The organism is Methyloterricola oryzae (assembly GCF_000934725.1).
Lineage (GTDB): Bacteria > Pseudomonadota > Gammaproteobacteria > Methylococcales > Methylococcaceae > Methyloterricola > Methyloterricola oryzae.
Genome location: NZ_JYNS01000031.1, coordinates 1 through 17,755 on the forward strand (window position 1 = coordinate 1; position 17,755 = coordinate 17,755).

Sequence of the window (17,755 nt, forward strand, 5' to 3'; positions counted from 1 at the left end):
CGCAAGGGAAATCCGGAGCGCACATCGCTGCTCAGGACGCACAGACTCCCACGACCAAGAATCTCTCCGCACGGGGCAGCATCGCGATGGTGCCAAGCTCGGTGCCGCTAGTCCGCAATCTGTCTGCCAGGGGCAGTCTCGCGCAGGTGATCCCAACTCCGAAGGAACAGCCGAAGGCAAGCCTCGATGCGGCACCGGCAGTGGCCGGCCTGTAGGACTGCGACACCTCGCATCGGATGACCTTTCAACACCGGAGCGGTGCCTGCCCCTGCGAGACCAACAAGCGCCCGTTGAAAAGACTTCGTCCAGGGACGGACGGCCCCACTTCTACTTCGTTACGCTGCAGGGCAGTCTTATCAATGGTGGGTAAGGAATGGCAAGAAACGAAGCGGAGCGATCAGAGACAACTATTGGTCGAGCGAGCAAAAATCGGCCATTGTCGCCACTTGGGCTGAGCTTCCAATTCTTGCCAATGACTGCTTACTGGAGACATCCTCGAACTGGAGGAAGCGGCCAATTCAGGCCTTTCGCCCGGAAAGATGGTCGGACATTCCGGCCCATCCGAATAACTGCCGTTCACGATGGTCAGATCGTAAAACGATCGGATGAGACGCTCTTGCCGTGATGCTTTTTTTTTTCGGATACCAATGTCACTTCCGAACTACACCGCCCGAAAAGAGCCGACTACCATGTTTTCCAACATGCGGCTTCGCAACCCGGGAGCACATTTCTAGGCGCAATCATGGTGTTAGAGCTACCCGCTCTAATTCAAGTGCGATCGCGCCGAGTCAGGCATTAGGCGCCGGAAGATCCAGCGCCCCTGCTGCTCTCCTCATTTTGCATTCCGACCGATGAGTGCCCGATGAGCCAGTTGTTCGCTGGTCAGTAACGGGGTGGCATTAGAGGGACTTGAGATACTCGATCAAATCCGCCTTATCGTTCGACGATAATTCCAGTTTGAAGAAGGTGTCGTAGTGCTCCAGAACGTCGGCCAGCGTGGCAAAGCGCCCGTCGTGATAAAACCCGCCCTTCTGATGTGCCCACAAGCCCTTGAGTGGACTAGTGCGCAATTGGCCGGTCGGCGATCGATTGGCTTGGAAATCATCGATACCAACCTCGGACGCTTTATGCATGTTAAAGCCGGGCTCCGTGAACAATGGGGGGACATGGCAAGTCGCGCATTTGGCCTGATTGGCGAAAACGCTTTTACCTCGCGCTGCCGCAGTAGCATCGAAGCTTCCGGCCGGTGCCTTCGGGGCGGGAATGTTGAGCTGGTAAACATGCAGATCAGCCAGCTTGCTGGTGATCAAGTCATCGTCATGGCGCACATTGTCGAAGCCTGCCGCGGCCGCCACAGGAAAGAGACTAGCATCACTCAAGCGGGAGTCGCTAAAAGTTCCCTGACCGTGCATTTCCAGATTGGCGACGAAGGCATTCCAGTAAGTCGTCGAACCGAATCCCGTCGAGGTTCCCAAGTTCACCCCAGCCAGCCCATAAGCCGGCGGGATCAGGACCGCGGCACTTTGCCCATCCTTCCTAAAGGCTTTTCCATCCAAGAACAACAAGGCATCGAATTTTCCGGGGCCCCAACTCGTTAGGACAGTTCGAACCGTGGCCTCATCGACTTTCAGCGTTTGAGCAACTGCCGACAAATCCGGCGACAGATTGACGATGGCCCCGACGTTCAGATCCCGGTTGGCCCACCCGTCAAGTCGATGACCGATGCCCTTGGCCAAGGAATTATCGACCTGACTATGGCACAGAGCACACGTGATACCCACTGACTCAAGTCGGCCGGCGCCATCAAATTGTCCTTTGATCCCGACCACCGCATTGGCCTTCAGCAACGCCAGCGTTGAAGCGGGATCGCCCAGGTCGACCTGGCCTTGTTTCAGGGCATTCAACAAACTGGCTGGCAAGGCATCCACATCCACTTTCAGTCCCACTGCCAGTGCCATGGCGGGGCTGACCCCCGCGCCAACACCGCCGAGCTTTTCGCCCACAATGGCCTGATGCAACTTTAGGGTGCCACCCCAGAATGCACTATCGCCGAAGGTGTCGAAGCGGAATGTGTTACGACCGGTTAGAAGTTGCCTCATGCTGTTTTTGATGATGAGACGGTCGTTGGGATTGTCCGCTTGGGCATCACTGCCTGCGGCGACCACCCCCAATATCAACGTTAGCAGCCAAGGCACAACCCATTTTCTTGGTAGCGTTCTTGAGGTTTTCATTGGATTCTCCTGTGGCAAGGACGAAAGGGAGTTAAAATTCTATGAGGGCAAAACCTTTAAAACAATTAAAATATGTCTCAACATATTTAAGATCAGTCCAGGATTTCTATATGCTTGATTCGTTTGGTCTTCGGCAGCAGGACATCTTGAAGCTCATGCTGGAAAACAAGGAAGGCGTGACCGTCGATGAACTCTCGCAGTCTTTGAACATTTCTCGTAATGCCGTCCGCCAACATCTGGCGGTCCTGGAAAGGGATGGACTGGTGCTGCAATTTGGCGCCCGCCCCAGCAAAGGTCGACCTGAATTGCTTTACGGCTTGGCCAACAAAGGAAAGGAAGCCTTTCCGAGGCGCTATTCATGGTTCGCCGAATTGTTGATGACCGCGTTGATAAATGAAGTCGGTCACGAGGGCTTGAACGCCAAAGTCGCGGAAATGGGGAACCGGGTAGCCAGTGAGTTGCGCGCCGGGCGCCGCACGCCCGCGTCAACGGCGGAGTCGATCAAGGAATTGAATGTGTTGATGCGAGACCTTGGCTACAGTTCCAAGGTAGTGGAGGATGACGCTGGCGAGTTGGTGATCGAGGCAAGTAATTGCGTCTTTCACGACTTGGCGTCCAAGCATTCGGAGGTTTGCGAATTTGATCTGGCCTTGATGACGACCTTCACCCAGTCAGAAGTCTGCCACGAGGAGTGCATGGTGCGTGGCGGCAAGAGGTGCCGGTTCAAATTCAAGTCATCACAGGCATAAAAAGTGATTACCGGCGCACTATGCAAGGCGGGGTTGGCTGTTTTGGCCGATGATTTTCTCTTCGCCTTGGTGATTAGCGACAAATATCGGACGACAGCCGCCGCCACGCCAAGTATGAGCTGCAACAATGTGGCACGAAATTGATTCGACTTACCCTTGTCGACTTCTCTACCCTTTTTTCCGGCACGGAGGTATCGGATATGGCTGCATCCTGTTCTCCGACCCAAGTTTTCTTTAGCTACGCCTTCCGGCCTTTTTTCTTGCTCGTCTCGGTTTATGCCGTACTGGCCATCGGCGGATGGGCGTTAAACCAGTGGGGATTATGGAGTTGGCCCGATTCCATGCCAGCCTACATTCGCCACGGCCATGAAATGCTGTTTGGCTATGCCGGCGGCGCCATAGCCGGCTTTTTACTCACCGCCGTTGCAACCTGGACCAGTCGCCCGGCGGTATCCGCGGAGCCGCTCTTGGGCCTGTGTATCGTCTGGATAACTGCCCGCATCGGTGCGTTTATTCCCACTCCTACAGGTTTTGCATTCTGGAGCGTGGCGAGTCTGCTTTTTTGGGTGGCTCTGGCTGGGTTGATAGCGAGAGAGGTCTTGGCCGCCCGGAATATCCGCAACTACAAGGTGCTTCCGTTGTCGGCGGCATTTCTGGGGGCGGAAATTGCGTTTTTTTCCGCGGCTTCGGAAGACCCGGAGCGCCTGGAGATGTGCCTGCGTACTGGTTTGTTTCTGGTCATCGGCATGATTTTTCTGGTAGGTGGCCGCATCATCCCGGCCTTCACCCAGAACTGGCTCAGGCTTAACCGCACTGAAATCAACGTTCAGCTGCCGGCATTCGGGCTCTTCGACCTAGCGAGTGTCTTGATCGCTACGGCCTTTGCAGTGGCGTTTATCGTTTGGCCAACCTCGATTTGGACCGGAACTCTGGGCTTGTTAGCCGCGCTGCTTCACGCTTGGCGACTGCTGCGGTGGCGCGGGTGGCTGGCCGGGCGTGAACCACTGCTTTGGGTTCTGCACATGGGCTATGGATGGATCCCCGTTGGCTTTGGACTGCTGGGACTTTCCTGCCTGGGATGGCAATCATTTTTCGATGCCGGCATCCATGCCCTGACCTATGGCGCCATGGGCACGCTGATTCTGGGTGTCGCCGCCAGGGTCGCCCTCGGGCACACTGGGCGCGCATTGCAAGCCTACCCTGCAATGACGTTTGCTTTTGGATTGATCACGCTGGGAACCCTGCTACGACTGTTCGGGGCATTGGGGCAGGGTTTGATCACCCTGTCTGTACTGCTGTGGATGGCGTCCTACCTCATTTTTCTTGTGCAATACGCGCCAATTCTTCTGGGTCCGAGAGTGAGCACCTGACTCGAATAATCCGCGATCCGGGAAAGGCGGGTCATGGCTGGAATTAGTCAAGTGGGGTGGCGGAGAAGGAAAAACCGCCCCCCTCGAAAAACCGGTCTGACCGCGCTGTTTTACAAAGCTACCGGAGCGGTCGTTGAAAAACAGGTATTCCCCGCAGGCTAACGTTGTCAAGGTCGGCGCCGGATGACCAATTTCGGCCCAACGGCAGATTTAGGAGACGCCCTCAAATTGGCGTCATAAGCCGGCTTCGTCGTTCCGGCCGCGTTTCTCTGATGAACGGGCCGGGATCCGGGACATCCGCATGCGCTACCGGCCTCCCGGAGATGAAATTTGCTCGTCGAACCAGTGCAGGTAACGAATGATCTGCTGGACCTCGGCCTCACTCAATCCCAGGTTCGGCATGGGAACCTGCTTGTACTCGCCCAGCAAAGCCTTGGCGTCGGCATCGCTTTCCAGCATCTTCGCGGGGTCGAGGAGCCAGCGCGTCAGCCAGTCGGTGCTGCGGCGCCGGGTGACGCCGGCAAGGTTGGGTCCTAGCAGCTTGGCGCCTTCGCCGATTGAATGACAGCCTTGGCATTTGCTCTCGAACAGGAGCTTTCCGCGTAGCGCATCCGGATCGGTGGGGGTGGCCGAAGCCGGGATTTCGTGATGCTCGACGTCCTTCGCTCCGATCTCGGCTGCCGTTGAAATAAGTCCGACCGCACCTTGCGAGGCATTAGCGAACTGGTGGTCGATCATGATGTAGGAACCTGCTTCGGGAATCACGAACTCGACGATGGCGCTGTTCGATGAGCCAAGCAGTACCGACTGCATGCCACGGAACTGGTTGTCTGGGTTACCCTCGATCCACACCCGATCGAGGATGGTGCCGACGACATGAAAGCTGGAGGTCTTGCTCGGCCCGACATTCAGGACGTAAAGGCGCACACGTTCACCCGGTTTGGCCGGAAGTGGCTTCTTGACCATGCCATTGGATTGACCATTGAAGGCGGTATGGGTCGACTGCGCGGCGCGCAGCTTATCGCCGTCAAGCACGTAGAGAGGGACGTTGTCGAGGGTACGCCCCGCCGGGTCCGGCTTCGCATAGAACTCGCTCTGTACGATCACGTATTCCCGGTCCACCCGCGTCGGATAGCCGTCGCGCGGCTCGACGATCATCGCGCCATACATCCCGGACGCGATGTGCTCCAGGATCATCGGCGTGTCGCAGTGGTACAGGAACACGCCCGGATAGTTCAGCGTGAATTCGAAAGAGATGGTCTGCCCCGGGGCGATCGAGCGGTACTTGTCCTGGGGTGACACCATCGCCGCGTGGAAGTCCATGGAGTGCATCATGGGCGCGGCCATAAGCGTTTTGCCGGGTATCGTTGTCGCTGCGGTTGGTCATGCTGAAGCGGATCCTGTCGCCGACTCGCGCGCGGATGGTCGGCCCCGGCACCTGGTCGCCGAACGTCCAGGCGCTGAACTTCACACCAGGGGCAATGTCGACGATCTTGTGGGTGACATCCAGCCGTATATCTTTCACGGGCGATGGATCCAGTGGCTTCAATTCGGCATCTAGGCTGAGTGCGGCACCCTCGGCGAAAGGGCCGGTATGACGATCGGACGACATGGTGGCAGGGACGGGATGCAGATCCGTCTTGCCGGGGTCGTAAGGATCTCCTTGCGCGTTCCCGTTACTGGCGGTTAACAGAAGCAAGCCGGCGGCGGAACCTAAAGTCCGCAAGTGCAGACACGACATAGCGCTGTCAAAAAAACCCATCATACATCCTCTCGCAATTAGGATAGGCTCCACCCGCATCGCAATGACCAACTATCGGATGGAAGAAATCGCATACGAGCTCAATGTCGCCTCGGCGCACGTCGCCAAACATGTCGCCGAAGAAGTCAGCGTGTTAACACCCGGCAAACCGCGTTTCGCCGCCGCATTCCGGGCATAGCAACGGCAAGACCCGATAGATTCGGGCAATAACGATGGCCCACAAATAGCGGGCGGGGCTATGGCGTCGGCTTCCACTGCCCAAGGCTGAGATGGCTGTTTTGGCCGACCTGACGCCGAGTAACCCATGCGAGCGACTGACTGCCTCTGGGTGTTCAACGGGCATTCCGCAGCGGGATGGCCGCTGATGTCTGCAAGTCAGACGACATCGACAACTCCTGCTTAATGGCGCTAAGGCGCCAGCCGGCCCAAGGCATGAGCTAGCAGGCCTTCGAACTGCAAAAATTTGCACATGTTTCAAATGGCCTGACAACCCGTGAAATCAATCATGTGCGCGGTGGCGGCGACTGGCTATCCCTATCAATCCGTAGGTAATCATGCCTATAGGCTCGCTGGATAATCTAATTGAAACTGCCACTATCCCTTGTCAGCGAAGTACACCGTCATTTCCGGCGGTCTTATGCGATAGCTGTGAAGCGCCAACTAAGTACCTGGCTGAGACCTTCGCATACCGTCGTGTCCTGTGTGTTAGTGCCGTTTGAACAGCGCGATTGCACTCAACTCCTGATGGAGGTTGGTTCGATGAACACGAAAAAGTCCTTAGGGTCGATGATCGTTGCGCTCATATTGTGCTTGGGCACTACAAACATTTCCGCCCAGACTGCCGCCCATAAACTCGGCCGAGGCTTGGCCGCAATGACCTGCGGGGTTATGGAGTTACCGGGAACAATGATTTCAGAGACGCGGGAGAAAGGCGCGCTGGGTCTACCTGTGGGCCTTGCTCTCGGACTCGGCAGGATCGTCACGCGAGAACTGGTGGGAGTCTACGAATTCCTGACCGCTCCGTTCCCAGTGCCCACCGGTTTCGCGCCAATACTGAAGCCCGAATATCCATGGGACTACTTTCGCTAATCCCTGAGCGAACATGGCAATTGCCGCTAATCGGAAGCTCCATTTCAACGCCAGATAGCCGTAGCCTTGATGTCGCGCAGTGCATGCCCTTTGGGCGGAATGCTACTGTTGGCGTTCCGAGCTCTCCATCGCGCCGAGCTCCGTGCGAATCAGCTTGATGCAGACTGAGTTGCGGATGCTGGTTGCCAACATTTCGATGCGGATCTTGATCGGCATGGTTCAGGCATTGGTGACGCCTGGGATCTGCAGGGCTGCGTCGAGTTCGAAATCCGGCGTTGCCGAAGAGGACGTTCCGCGCCGCGAAAGCCAAATGACAGTTTTCAATGCCGAGCAGCTTCTTGTGCCAACAATTCGGCGGGTGGCCCTCGCTTAACGCCACCAGACGAGGTGAAGTAGATCAGTGCTCGACCGATTTTGGCCTTTTTCCAAATTTTATAGGCGATGTTCGTGTCCAACGGGCTGAGTGTCGTCTTTTGGATCATCGATTTCGAATCGAAGCACGAAGATGCTACTTCGGTGGCGGAGTTGGTGCATCATGCCATCAGCGACGGAATCGACGCGATGGAAAAAGATCTGCTTTCAAGTCAAAACTGTAGCAAAGCATCACGATGCTTATGCACACAATTGCGGCTCGGTGAGTGATTTATAAGGCGTCGGCCGCCTATGAAGGAACGCTCCTACAAAAACTCCAACCGCCAGGAGATAACGGGATGCAGCACGTATTGATCATTCATGAAGTGGATGACTACCCTGTTTGGAAGGCTATTTTTTATAACGCGGCAGAGATCCGGAAGAATGCAGGTGAAATCCGCTATTAGCTACTGAGAGATGACCAGGATGAAAATCTCATTGTCCATTTCTCGGAGTGGACCTCCCTGGAGAATGCAAGAGAGTTTTTCGAATCTCCCAAACTGGCCTGCTTAGTCGGCATCGATGTGCTGCGCGAGCTCGTCCCCGATGCCACCACGCTCATGAACTTCCGCCACCTATTGGAAGCGTACCCGTTGGCGCCGCTGATTCTGGATCGCGTCAATGCGCTGCTGGAGGCCCAAGGCTTGCTGCTACGCGAAGGCACCGTCGTAGATGCCACCCTGATTGCCGCTCCGCCTTCGACCAAAAACCAGGGTCAGCAACGCGACCCCGACATGCACCCGACCAAGAAGGGCAACAACTGGCAATCGGGATGAAGATGCACATCGGCGTCGATGCCGACTCCGGGCTGATCCACGCGGCAGTCGGCACGGCGGCCAATGTCAGCGATGTGGTCATGGCCGGCGAACTGCTGCATGACTAGGAGCGCCGGGTGTATGCCGATGCCGGCTACACCGGGGTCAGCAAGCGTGAGGAACACGCAGAGCGCGCAGTCGATTGGCATGTCGCGCTCATGCGCAGCCAGGTCAGGCAACTCCCAGACAATGAAATGGGAGGCCTGACCCGCCACATCGAGCGGCTTAAAGCCTGTGTCCGGTCGAAGGTCGAACACCCATTCCGCACCGTCAAGAACCTCTTTGGCCACCGGAAAACCCGATATCGTGGGCTGGCGAAGAACACCCATCAATGGCAAGTGCTGTTCGCGCTGGCCAACGTCTATCGAGTTCGACACCAACTGCTCGCCATGGTTGCCGCCTGAGGTCACAGGCAAGGTGTGCCGGCAGTTCATTGCGGGGCGGAAATCCCAGGCGAACTTGCCCCAAATACCGCCGTTTCGGACCACTTTATGACTGACCAACACCCCAATAGGGTCCAACCGGCCTAAACGCATCAGGTCCTCCCATTAATCGGCGTTTCCTCAATGCACGTTGAATCAGGGTTCTGATAAAAAAGTCACGGCGGCATGCCGGGACTGTTGCTGCGGAAAACAACGAGGATCAGCCTACCGTGGCGCGCAGGTTTTTTGCCGCGGTGACCATGTTGGTCAGCGCCGGGATCACCTCGCTCCACTGCCGGGTCTTGAGGCCGCAGTCCGGATTGACCCACAGGCGCTCGGCCGGAATGCGCTCGGCAGCCTTCTTCATCAGCTGCACGATGTGGTCCTGGGTCGGGATGTTGGGTGAGTGGATGTCATACACGCCCGGGCCGATCTCGTTCGGGTAATTGAAGTCATCGAAGGCATCGAGCAGCTCCATGTCGGAGCGCGAGGTCTCGATGGTGATCACGTCGGCGTCCATGTTGGCGATGGAAGCGATGATGTCGTTGAACTCGGAGTAGCACATGTGGGTGTGGATCTGGGTCTCATCCGCCACGCCGTTGGCGGTGATGCGGAAGGACTCCACGGCCCAATCCAGGTACTCCTGCCATTGCGACTTGCGCAGGGGCAGCCCTTCGCGCAGCGCGGCCTCGTCGATCTGGATCATGCGCACGCCGGCCTTCTCCAAGTCCAGCACCTCTTCGCGGATGGCCAGGGCGAGCTGCTTGCACGACACCGAGCGCGGCTGGTCGTCACGCACGAAGGACCAGTTGAGGATGGTGACCGGGCCGGTCAGCATCCCCTTCATCGGCTTGCTCGCCAGTGATTGCGCGTATTTGATCCATTCGACGGTCATGGCTTTGGGACGTCTGATGTCGCCGAACAGGATGGGCGGTTTTACACAGCGCGAACCATAGGACTGCACCCAACCGAACTGGCTGAAGGCATAGCCCTCCAATTGCTCGCCGAAATACTCGACCATGTCGTTGCGCTCGGCCTCGCCGTGCACGAACACATCGAGGCCCAGGGCTTCCTGCTCGCGCACGCTGCGGGCGATCTCGGCCTGCATCGCCACCTTGTAGGCGGCTTCATCGATCTCGCCCGCCTTGAACTGGTGCCGTACCTGGCGGATTTCCGGCGTCTGCGGGAAGGAGCCGATGGTGGTGGTGGGAAACTTGGGCAGCTTCAGCAGCGCGGCCTGCTTGACGGCGCGCTGGGTGTAGGGACTTTGGCGCTGGCCCAGCTTGGCGTCGAGCTTGGCCAGGGCGGCCTTGACTGCCGGGTTGTTGACGCGCGGCGAGTCGCGGCGCCCCGCGATGGCGGTGTGGTTGGCGTCCAGTTCGTCCCGCACGGCATCGCAGCCTTGGTTCAGAGAGGTGGCCAGCACGGCGAGTTCGTCCAGCTTCTGCTTGGCGAAGGCCAGCCAGGACTTGATCTCTCCGTCGAGCCTCTGTTCGCTGTCCAAATCCACCGGTACATGCAGCAGCGAGCAGGATGGCGCGATCCACAGGCGATCGCCCAGTTGCTCCGCCAGTGGTTCAAGCCAATCAAGCACCGCGCTTAAATCAGTCTTCCATATGTTGCGGCCATTGATGACCCCCAAGGACAGCACCTTGTCCACCGACAACAGGTTCAGCAGCGGCTCGATGTCGACGCGATCATTGACAGCATCCACATGCAAACCCGCTACTGGCAAATTCACAGCCAACCTCCTGTTTTCGAGCAACTGCCCGAAGTAGGTGGCGAGCAACAGCTTAACCGGGCAGTTTTTGAGGTGCTGGTAGGCGAAGTTAAAGGCTTGCTGCCAGTCTGCATCCAGTTCAGTCACAAGGATAGGTTCGTCGATTTGCACCCACTCCACTCCTTGTGCCGCCAGCGTTTCCAACAATTCAACGTAAACGGGCAACAGGCGATCCAGCAGGGCGAGCTTATGGGAGCCATCCTTGGCCTTGCCGAGGGCCAGGTAGGTTACCGGCCCGATGATCACCGGCTTAGGCCTAACCCCCTGGGCCTTGGCTTCGGCCAGTTGCTCCAATAGGCGGGAGGCGTCCAGATTGAATTCGGTGGCGGCGGTGAATTCAGGGACGATGTAGTGGTAGTTGGTGTCGAACCACTTGGTCATCTCGCCGGCGGCCACCCCGCCGCAGCACTGCGCCTGCTCGTCGGCGGCGTGGGTCGAACGGCCGCGCGCAACGCGGAAATAGTTGTCCAGCGCGTCGCCGTGGAATCCCTGTACGCGCTCGGGCAGATTGCCCAGCGTGAAGCTCATGTCCAGCACTTGGTCGTAAAAGGCGAAATCGCCGACCGGCACGAGGTCGAGCGCCGACTGGTCCTGCCAGTGGCGGCGGCGCAGTTGGGCGCCCAGTGCTTTCAGTTCGTCGCGGGACGACTGCCCCTTCCAGTAAGACTCGAGGGCGAATTTGAGTTCGCGTTTCGCGCCGATGCGCGGAAAGCCGAGATTGTGCGTAGTGACCATGATGCGATCCTTGGGTGAGTAATAAGGTCATGCCATGCTACGCATTTCAGTTCATGAGGAAAAATGGTATTATTTCATAAATCAATTAACATTGTTCATGGATGTGTTTCCCTCATGGCCATACTGGAACGCGCCCATCTCGAAGTTGTTCGCGCCGTCGACCTGCACGGTTCGCTGACCGCCGCCGCCGAAAAACTGCATCTGACGCAGTCCGCGCTCAGCCACACCGTGCGTAAACTGGAGGATCAGCTCGGGCTCGCCATCTGGCGCCGCGAGGGACGCAGCCTGCGGCCGACCCAGGCCGGCGAGTATCTATTGGCGGTCGCCAACCGGTTGTTGCCCCAACTCGCCCACGCCGAGGAACGCCTCCGGCAGTTTGCCTTGGGCGAGCGCGGCACGTTGTGCATCGGCATGGAGTGCCATCCCTGCTATCAATGGCTGCTGAAGATCGTGTCGCCCTATCTCGCCGCATGGCCGTCGGTCGACGTGGACGTGAAGCAGAAATTCCAGTTCGGTGGCATCGGCGCGCTGCTCGGCTACGAGATCGACATTCTGGTAACGCCCGACCCGCTGCATAAGACAGGTCTGGTCTTCGAGCCGGTGTTCGACTACGAGCAGGTGCTGGTCGTAGGTGCCAAGCATCCCTTGCGCGATGTGACGTACGTGCAGCCCCAGCAGCTCTCCGACGAGACCCTGATCACTTACCCGGTCGCCATCGATCGGCTCGATATCTATACCCAATTCCTCACGCCGGCCGGCATCAGCCCGAAGCGCCACAAATCCATCGAGAGCACCGACATCATGTTGCAGATGGTCTCCAGCGGGCGCGGGGTGGCCGCGCTGCCGCGCTGGCTGGTGGAAGAACAATCGGCCAAGTTCGAGGTGTTTTCAGCCAAGCTGGGGCAGCAAGGTGTGGCCAAGCAGATCTTCCTGGGCTTCCGCGAGGAAGATGCGGAGATTGACTACCTGCGCGCCTTCCTCGACCTGGCGCGCACGTATCGTGACCGCACACGGTGAAAAACATGGATCACAAGCCTGATCTCAAGCGCAGACCGCTCCCGCTGCCCAACGGCCACGACAAGGTGCTGCTGCATTTGTTGTTGTGCGCCCTGCAGCGGGGTGGTCATGGAGGCGATGGTGGCCACCGGCATCGACTTCACCATCTTCATCTACAACCCCAACATCCACCTGCGGGTTTTAGGCTGGTACCGGTTTAGCCGAGAAGTTCGTGTCCGAATCTTCAGTTTGAGGTCGGCTTTTTGAGTGGAGCTGACGCTCCAAAGTCCCGCGCGAACCCGGCACAGAGGTCCGGAATTGGCTGCTACTGTTAATTCAACGGCGATCCCATAACCTGACGTTTGCCGAAAACTGGGAATGGAAGGCGGATGGCCGGTTTGGCCGATGGTTCGGCGCCGACGTAGTGATCAGGAACGACAGCAATGTAATCATCAGCGGCCGTACCGATGCGGAATCCCCACTGTGATCCAGGTCGCGGATAGCCAACCGGCGGGCTTTACGCCTTAGGGGACGGGCATGGCCGTCGTCCGTGGGTGACTCTCAATTGAGCGGGAATGGCCACTTACCGCACTGGGTTGTGTGCAGGCAGCGACCGGCCGCGCCCGAGTCATTGAAGTAGCGACGATTTGGTCAATTGAACCACCAAGTCTGGCAGCCAGCCGTTTCTTAAGCAATATCTGAGTCATCTTCTAATGCTTCTCCATTGCTCCCTCCGCTCGAATTTCATGGCGCTCGTTTGGTACATATCAGCTTAAGAGATCTGACTGGGTGGCCTGTTGGAAGGGAATGCTGCGGAAATGCGCTGTCAGATGCCAGGATTCAAGGCCGACCGAAATCATTTTTCAAAACCGCTTGACCTTGCCATGATGGGAAGGTGCAGCATGATGGCCCTCGATGATTTGTTCTTGAGGAGCCGAATATGGAACACCACCATCACACTCAGTCGACTGACAGTCCCGCGACGTTCAATAACCTGCTGGCCTTGAAGGCGACACTGCATTGCTTGTCCGGCTGCGCGATTGGCGAAGTGTTGGGCCTTTTAATTGGCAGCGCGCTGGGATGGAGCAACTTCGGCACGGTTGCCCTCGCGATCGTCTTGGCCTTTCTGACCGGCTACACCTTCACGCTGGTCCCCCTTCAGAATGCAGGGATGGGATGGCGCATGGCGGCGGGTACGGCCCTTGCCGCTGATACCGCTTCCATTGCGGTCATGGAACTGGTCGACAACCTGACCATGTTGCTGATCCCGGGTGCGATGGACGCCCCGCTGGACACGGGGATGTTCTGGATCAGCTTGCTGGCCTCATTGTTCTTGGCCGGGTTGGCGGCGTTACCGCTGAACCGCTGGTTGATCGGTCGCGGCCGAGGACACGCTCTGGCCCATGGCCACGCTCATTAAGCAGGTAACGCTATGAATATCGGCGAAGCGTCTCGTGCCACGGGCATTTCGAGCAAAATGATCCGGCACTACGAGGCCATCGGCCTGTTGTCCCGACAACGGCGCACCGCGTCAGGCTATCGGGACTTTGACGGTAACGATATCCACACCCTCCGGTTTATCCGGCAAGCGCGGGACGCTGGGTTTTCCACCCCGGAGATCAAGCGACTGCTATCGCTCTGGGTGGACAAACATCGCCCCGCGGGAGAGGTCCGCCGGCTGGCTTTGGAGCACCTGAAGGCGCTCGAGTCCAAGATTGCGGAACTGCGGGCCATGGCCGCCACGCTGAATCAGTTGATTGATCGGTGTCAGGGCGACGACCGTCCTGAATGCCCGATCCTCGATGCTTTGGCAGGCGATGTCACCTCTTCGTCACGCCAAAACTCCCAACGCACGGTTACGATTGCGAATGCCCTCACACGCAGAAGGAGAAATCATCATGAATAGCTTGGAGACCGCTAAAGCCAATGCGGCTGCCGCGTACAATGCCGCCGCGGATCTTTTCGACCATCCCGCCAACACGTTTTGGGATCGATTCGGAAGGAAGACGATTGAGCGCTTGCGCCTTCAGCCAGGGCAATCCGTGCTGGATGTCTGCTGCGGAAGCGGAGCCTCAGCGATTCCCGCGGCAGACTCCGTCGGTCGGGAGGGGCGAGTCGTTGGAATCGACCTGGCGGAAAACCTCTTGGAACTGGCCCGGCGCAAAGCTGAGAGCCGGGGGCTGACCCAGGTCGAGTTCAAGCTGGGCGACATGATGTCTCTGGAATTCCCGGAGGCTGCCTTCGATGCCGTGGTATGCGTCTTTGGGATTTTCTTCGTGCCCGATATGCCAAGCGCGGTGCGCGAACTCTGGCACCGCGTTAAGCCGGGAGGGAAGCTCGCCCTGACAACATGGGGGCCCAACTTCTTCGAGCCCGCCAATGGGGTATTTTGGGAGTCGATTCGAAACGAGGCCCCCGACCTGCACAAATCCTTCAACCCCTGGGACCGGATCAGCCATCCAGACTCCCTCGCGGCCATGTTGGCGGAAGCGGGGATCGAAGACGCCGACATATCGGAGCAAGCGGGCACTCACCCTATCGAGTCGCCCGAGGATTGGTGGACAACCCTCTTGGGCTCGGGGTATCGGGGAACCATCGACCGATTGGACGCCGCCGCCCATGCGCGTGTGCGTGAAGCCAATCTTTGCTATGTCCGGGATTCCCGCCTTTCGGGTATCGAAGCCAACGTGATCTATGCTATCGCCACCAAGCCGGACGTCCGAGGTGGATGGCTGTGACTAAAAAAGCACTCGGTCGCGGCATCAGCACCCTGCACGGGTGACGTAAACCGCCGCAGATTGCCCTCAATTTCAGGCCTGGCAAAGCGCGAATGCCATTCGTGGCAATAAGTTCTATGGCGACGCAGTGCTCCGGGACGTGGGCAATGCAACCATCAGCGGCCGTCCCTATTCAAGGCATCGCCGCCGACTCATCGGCCAAAACAGCCCCTTCCAGCACTGCCAAGGAATTAATTACAACTTCTAGTACCAGCCTCTACTGACCATCGACCCGGCTGACAATGTTGAGCCAACGCCCAATCCGAAGTTAGATCGCTAGTTGCGCTCGAGGCCCGCTTAAGTCAGATTTAAGGGAGGCCGCTCTATCATTCATCTACCCCACGTAACACTGAGCGTCGAATGGAGGTAGATATGCATGGGAATCAGCCTGAAACGCAGATGCTTCTGCTTTGGTCGTGCCATCGACGCAGGATGGTATTCAGCGTCAAACCAATGTCCAAGCCCCCAACGACAAAAGTTGGACGATTCAAATGCCGTTTGTTAGCAATTTCCATTCTGATGGCTCCTGTCATCCTCGCTTTGAATCACCATGGTTGGCACTGGAACTGAATCGGAAAGCCTCGCTGACAGGGGTGACAAGTCCTTGATTTGCTGTTGGGTTGCTTCCGCTTGTGTGCCCAGGGCAGTCTAGTCAGGTCATGCGCTGCCTCTATATACCCATTACATGACACGCCAGGACGCACGCGAGCCCTTTTGATGGCAGATTCGCAACTTTTCCCTGACGCATGCGGCGATCCGTATGACCTCATCCGCTTTGTCCAAGCGCAGGATGACGATTACGAACGTGCGCTCGCCGAGCTTAAGAGCGGTCGAAAGCGTTCGCACTGGATGTGGTATATTTTTCCGCAGTTCGAAGGGCTCGGACTAAGCGCAACCGCCCACCAATACACGATCAAGAGCCTCGCGGAAGCTAGGGCCTACCTCGCTCACCCAGTTCTTGGACCCAGGCTGCTGGCGTGCGCCGCGGCGCTACTCGAAGTCGCTGGACGAACCGCGCACGAGATTCTGGGCTCGCCGGACGATTGGAAACTGAGATCTTGCGCAAGCCTGTTCGCGCAGGTGTCGCCCGCGGGCTCCGTGTTTCATCGGCTGCTCGAGCAATACTTCCACGGCGAGCCGGATCAAAGAACGCTCGCGCTGTTGGACGATATACGGAAAGAAGACTAACTCTGAAGGAAAAGTCAGCGCTATCTTCCCGACGGACGCTGACGCGCTCGTGAGCCGCCACCGCACTGGCGCTAGTACGTCCGTGTTCCATCCGTCTCGGCTCCGAAACAGCCGCATAAAATCGAGCGGCACCATCGTCATTGGACCCATTGTGGTCCTTGGCGGCCACCAGATGACTATCGGCACGGATCCCCAGTGAGCCGTATTAGCGCTCATCAGCACGCAATAGGAGGAGAGTAATGGCCAACGACAAGCTCGTTACATGCCTTTGGTTCGACAAAGGGGAAGGGCGCAATGCTGCGGAATTCTGCGCGTCCATTTTCCCAGACAGTCGTGTGGGATCGATACACGAGGCCGTGTCCGACTATCCCGGCGGTGAGAAAGGCGAAGAACTGACGGTCGAATTCACCGTCCTTGGCCGGCCTTTCCTCGGCCTGAACGGCGGTCCGAACTTCAAACCCAATGAGGCGATTAGTTTCATGGTCGTCACCGAGAACCAGGAGGAAACCGACCGCTACTGGAATGCGATCACGCAGAATGGCGGCGAAGAGAGTGCCTGTGGCTGGTGCAAAGATAAGTGGGGTTTTTCCTGGCAGATCACGCCGAAGCGCCTGATGGATCTTATGAGCGAAGGCGGAGAACGGGCCAAGCGCGCTTTTGAAGCGATGATGGAAATGAAGAGGATCGACATCGCCGCGCTCGACCGGGCCGTCGAAGGCTTTCTCAACGATGCGTAGGCTGACGGGCGCAGTCTTTCAGTCGCTTGACGGCATTATGCAGGCGCCGGGAGGGCTGCAGGAAGATCTGAGTGGCGGCTTCGCTCCAGCGCCAAACTTCAGCGAATCAATAAAGATGTGCTGACCCATTCAGGCGAGCCGCTGACATGGGAGAACAGCAGCAAGCTATCGGGCGATACGGGAACTGCTGTCAGCGACCTGAAGAAAACCGAAGGCCGAGATCTGCTTACTCAGGGCAGCAGCAGCCTTTACCCGCAGCTTTGCCAGGCCGGACTCATCAACCGGCTGACCTGATGAGCTTCCCACTCATGCTCAATTTGGCCTGACCACTTGGCCGATTTCTTCGATTGATTGAAGGTTTTATCCTACTCCTAATAAGAACTAAAAACTGATGCGCAGAATAGCCGTATCCGTCCGGTAATCCCATCTGTAAGGCGCCCGATGGATTGCGCAAGATAGTGTCCACTTCAGTTTTTAGTGGACACTTTCATGGACTCATCTCCCAAGCGTACCCGGCGCTTCCATAGCGTTGATTTCAAGCGGCAGGTGGTGGACGCCTGCCGACAGCCCGGTGCCTCAATTGCCGCGGTCGCGCTGGCACACGGCATCAACGCCAACCTGGCGCGGCGTTGGCTGCGCGAATCGGGCAGCGTAAGTGCCTCCAGATATCCGGCGGTCGAAACGATCGATTTC

Annotated in this window: 19 protein-coding genes and 2 pseudogenes; 17 read left to right on the plus strand and 4 right to left on the minus strand. The window is 57.9% G+C overall.

Translation table 11 applies throughout. The features are described 5' to 3' along the window. Positions 1 to 215 (plus strand): hypothetical protein (locus tag EK23_RS24350; RefSeq protein ID WP_045227226.1); only part of this gene is annotated, 215 nt, incomplete at its 5' end. A 684-nt stretch (positions 216 to 899) separates the two neighbouring features. Here the strand turns inward: EK23_RS24350 and EK23_RS20250 are convergent. Beyond that, positions 900 to 2,231 (minus strand): hypothetical protein, encoded by a 1,332-nt coding sequence (locus tag EK23_RS20250; protein ID WP_200892203.1) that lies wholly within the window; start codon positions 2,229 to 2,231, stop codon positions 900 to 902. 41 nt (positions 2,232 to 2,272) lie between these two features. Between EK23_RS20250 and EK23_RS20255 the strand changes: the two genes are divergently transcribed. Together EK23_RS20255 and EK23_RS20260 are read left to right on the plus strand one after the other, a co-directional pair. Continuing rightward, positions 2,273 to 2,980, plus strand: coding sequence for a helix-turn-helix transcriptional regulator (locus tag EK23_RS20255; protein WP_082054381.1), 708 nt, complete (start codon positions 2,273 to 2,275; stop codon positions 2,978 to 2,980). Positions 2,981 to 3,180: 200 nt separating this feature from the next. Next, complete coding sequence (locus EK23_RS20260) at positions 3,181 to 4,350, plus strand: NnrS family protein (RefSeq protein WP_045227236.1); 1,170 nt, start codon at positions 3,181 to 3,183, stop codon at positions 4,348 to 4,350. Between the two features lie 306 nt (positions 4,351 to 4,656). Here EK23_RS20260 and EK23_RS24495 read toward each other — a convergent pair whose 3' ends face one another. Continuing rightward, a complete protein-coding gene (locus EK23_RS24495; protein ID WP_200892204.1) occupies positions 4,657 to 5,673 on the minus strand; it encodes a c-type cytochrome in 1,017 nt (338 codons plus the stop codon). A gap of 46 nt (positions 5,674 to 5,719) precedes the next feature. Further along, positions 5,720 to 6,151, minus strand: a pseudogene (locus EK23_RS24785) (multicopper oxidase domain-containing protein); the annotation flags it as partial. Between the two features lie 747 nt (positions 6,152 to 6,898). Here EK23_RS24785 and EK23_RS24365 point away from each other — a divergent pair. The 5 genes and pseudogenes from EK23_RS24365 (at position 6,899) to EK23_RS22185 (ending at position 8,831) form a co-directional block, all read left to right on the plus strand. Next, positions 6,899 to 7,201 (plus strand): exosortase system-associated protein, TIGR04073 family, encoded by a 303-nt coding sequence (locus EK23_RS24365; protein WP_045227237.1) that lies wholly within the window; start codon positions 6,899 to 6,901, stop codon positions 7,199 to 7,201. Between the two features lie 157 nt (positions 7,202 to 7,358). Continuing rightward, a complete protein-coding gene (locus tag EK23_RS23515) occupies positions 7,359 to 7,574 on the plus strand; it encodes a hypothetical protein (RefSeq protein ID WP_145998762.1) in 216 nt (71 codons plus the stop codon). A gap of 74 nt (positions 7,575 to 7,648) precedes the next feature. Further along, the gene (locus tag EK23_RS20275) at positions 7,649 to 7,843 is read left to right on the plus strand and encodes a hypothetical protein (RefSeq protein WP_145998763.1); all 195 of its coding nucleotides are present in this window, start codon (positions 7,649 to 7,651) and stop codon (positions 7,841 to 7,843) included. 293 nt (positions 7,844 to 8,136) lie between these two features. Continuing rightward, positions 8,137 to 8,388, plus strand: a complete 252-nt coding sequence (locus tag EK23_RS23770) for a hypothetical protein (RefSeq protein ID WP_158002564.1) — start codon at positions 8,137 to 8,139, stop codon at positions 8,386 to 8,388. Between the two features lie 2 nt (positions 8,389 to 8,390). Then, positions 8,391 to 8,831 (plus strand): annotated as a pseudogene (locus EK23_RS22185) (transposase). Positions 8,832 to 9,069: 238 nt separating this feature from the next. Here EK23_RS22185 and metE read toward each other — a convergent pair. Further along, positions 9,070 to 11,364 (minus strand): 5-methyltetrahydropteroyltriglutamate--homocysteine S-methyltransferase, encoded by a 2,295-nt coding sequence (metE, locus tag EK23_RS20290; protein WP_045227229.1) that lies wholly within the window; start codon positions 11,362 to 11,364, stop codon positions 9,070 to 9,072. Positions 11,365 to 11,478: 114 nt separating this feature from the next. Here metE and EK23_RS20295 point away from each other — a divergent pair, with 114 nt between their 5' ends. From EK23_RS20295 to EK23_RS20325, 9 genes are all read left to right on the plus strand, one after another. Then, complete coding sequence (locus EK23_RS20295) at positions 11,479 to 12,381, plus strand: LysR family transcriptional regulator (protein WP_082054383.1); 903 nt, start codon at positions 11,479 to 11,481, stop codon at positions 12,379 to 12,381. Between the two features lie 117 nt (positions 12,382 to 12,498). After that, positions 12,499 to 12,627: a hypothetical protein gene (locus tag EK23_RS24370; protein WP_235282236.1), complete on the plus strand. Its 129-nt coding sequence runs from the start codon at positions 12,499 to 12,501 to the stop codon at positions 12,625 to 12,627. Positions 12,628 to 13,300: 673 nt separating this feature from the next. Next, complete coding sequence (locus EK23_RS20300) at positions 13,301 to 13,780, plus strand: DUF4396 domain-containing protein (RefSeq protein WP_045227230.1); 480 nt, start codon at positions 13,301 to 13,303, stop codon at positions 13,778 to 13,780. Positions 13,781 to 13,792: 12 nt separating this feature from the next. Beyond that, a complete protein-coding gene (gene cueR / locus EK23_RS20305; protein ID WP_045227231.1) occupies positions 13,793 to 14,266 on the plus strand; it encodes a Cu(I)-responsive transcriptional regulator in 474 nt (157 codons plus the stop codon). Then, positions 14,259 to 15,098, plus strand: coding sequence for a class I SAM-dependent methyltransferase (locus EK23_RS20310; protein WP_045227232.1), 840 nt, complete (start codon positions 14,259 to 14,261; stop codon positions 15,096 to 15,098). The genes cueR and EK23_RS20310 overlap by 8 nt, the downstream gene beginning before the upstream one ends. Before the next feature lie 756 nt (positions 15,099 to 15,854). Next, positions 15,855 to 16,325 (plus strand): DUF1810 domain-containing protein, encoded by a 471-nt coding sequence (locus tag EK23_RS20315; RefSeq protein WP_045227233.1) that lies wholly within the window; start codon positions 15,855 to 15,857, stop codon positions 16,323 to 16,325. Positions 16,326 to 16,564: 239 nt separating this feature from the next. Next, positions 16,565 to 17,062, plus strand: coding sequence for a VOC family protein (locus tag EK23_RS20320; RefSeq protein WP_045227234.1), 498 nt, complete (start codon positions 16,565 to 16,567; stop codon positions 17,060 to 17,062). A gap of 117 nt (positions 17,063 to 17,179) precedes the next feature. Next, a complete protein-coding gene (locus tag EK23_RS23525) occupies positions 17,180 to 17,356 on the plus strand; it encodes a dihydrofolate reductase family protein (RefSeq protein WP_158002565.1) in 177 nt (58 codons plus the stop codon). 195 nt (positions 17,357 to 17,551) lie between these two features. Next, positions 17,552 to 17,755 (plus strand): transposase (locus EK23_RS20325; RefSeq protein ID WP_045227239.1); only part of this gene is annotated, 204 nt, incomplete at its 3' end.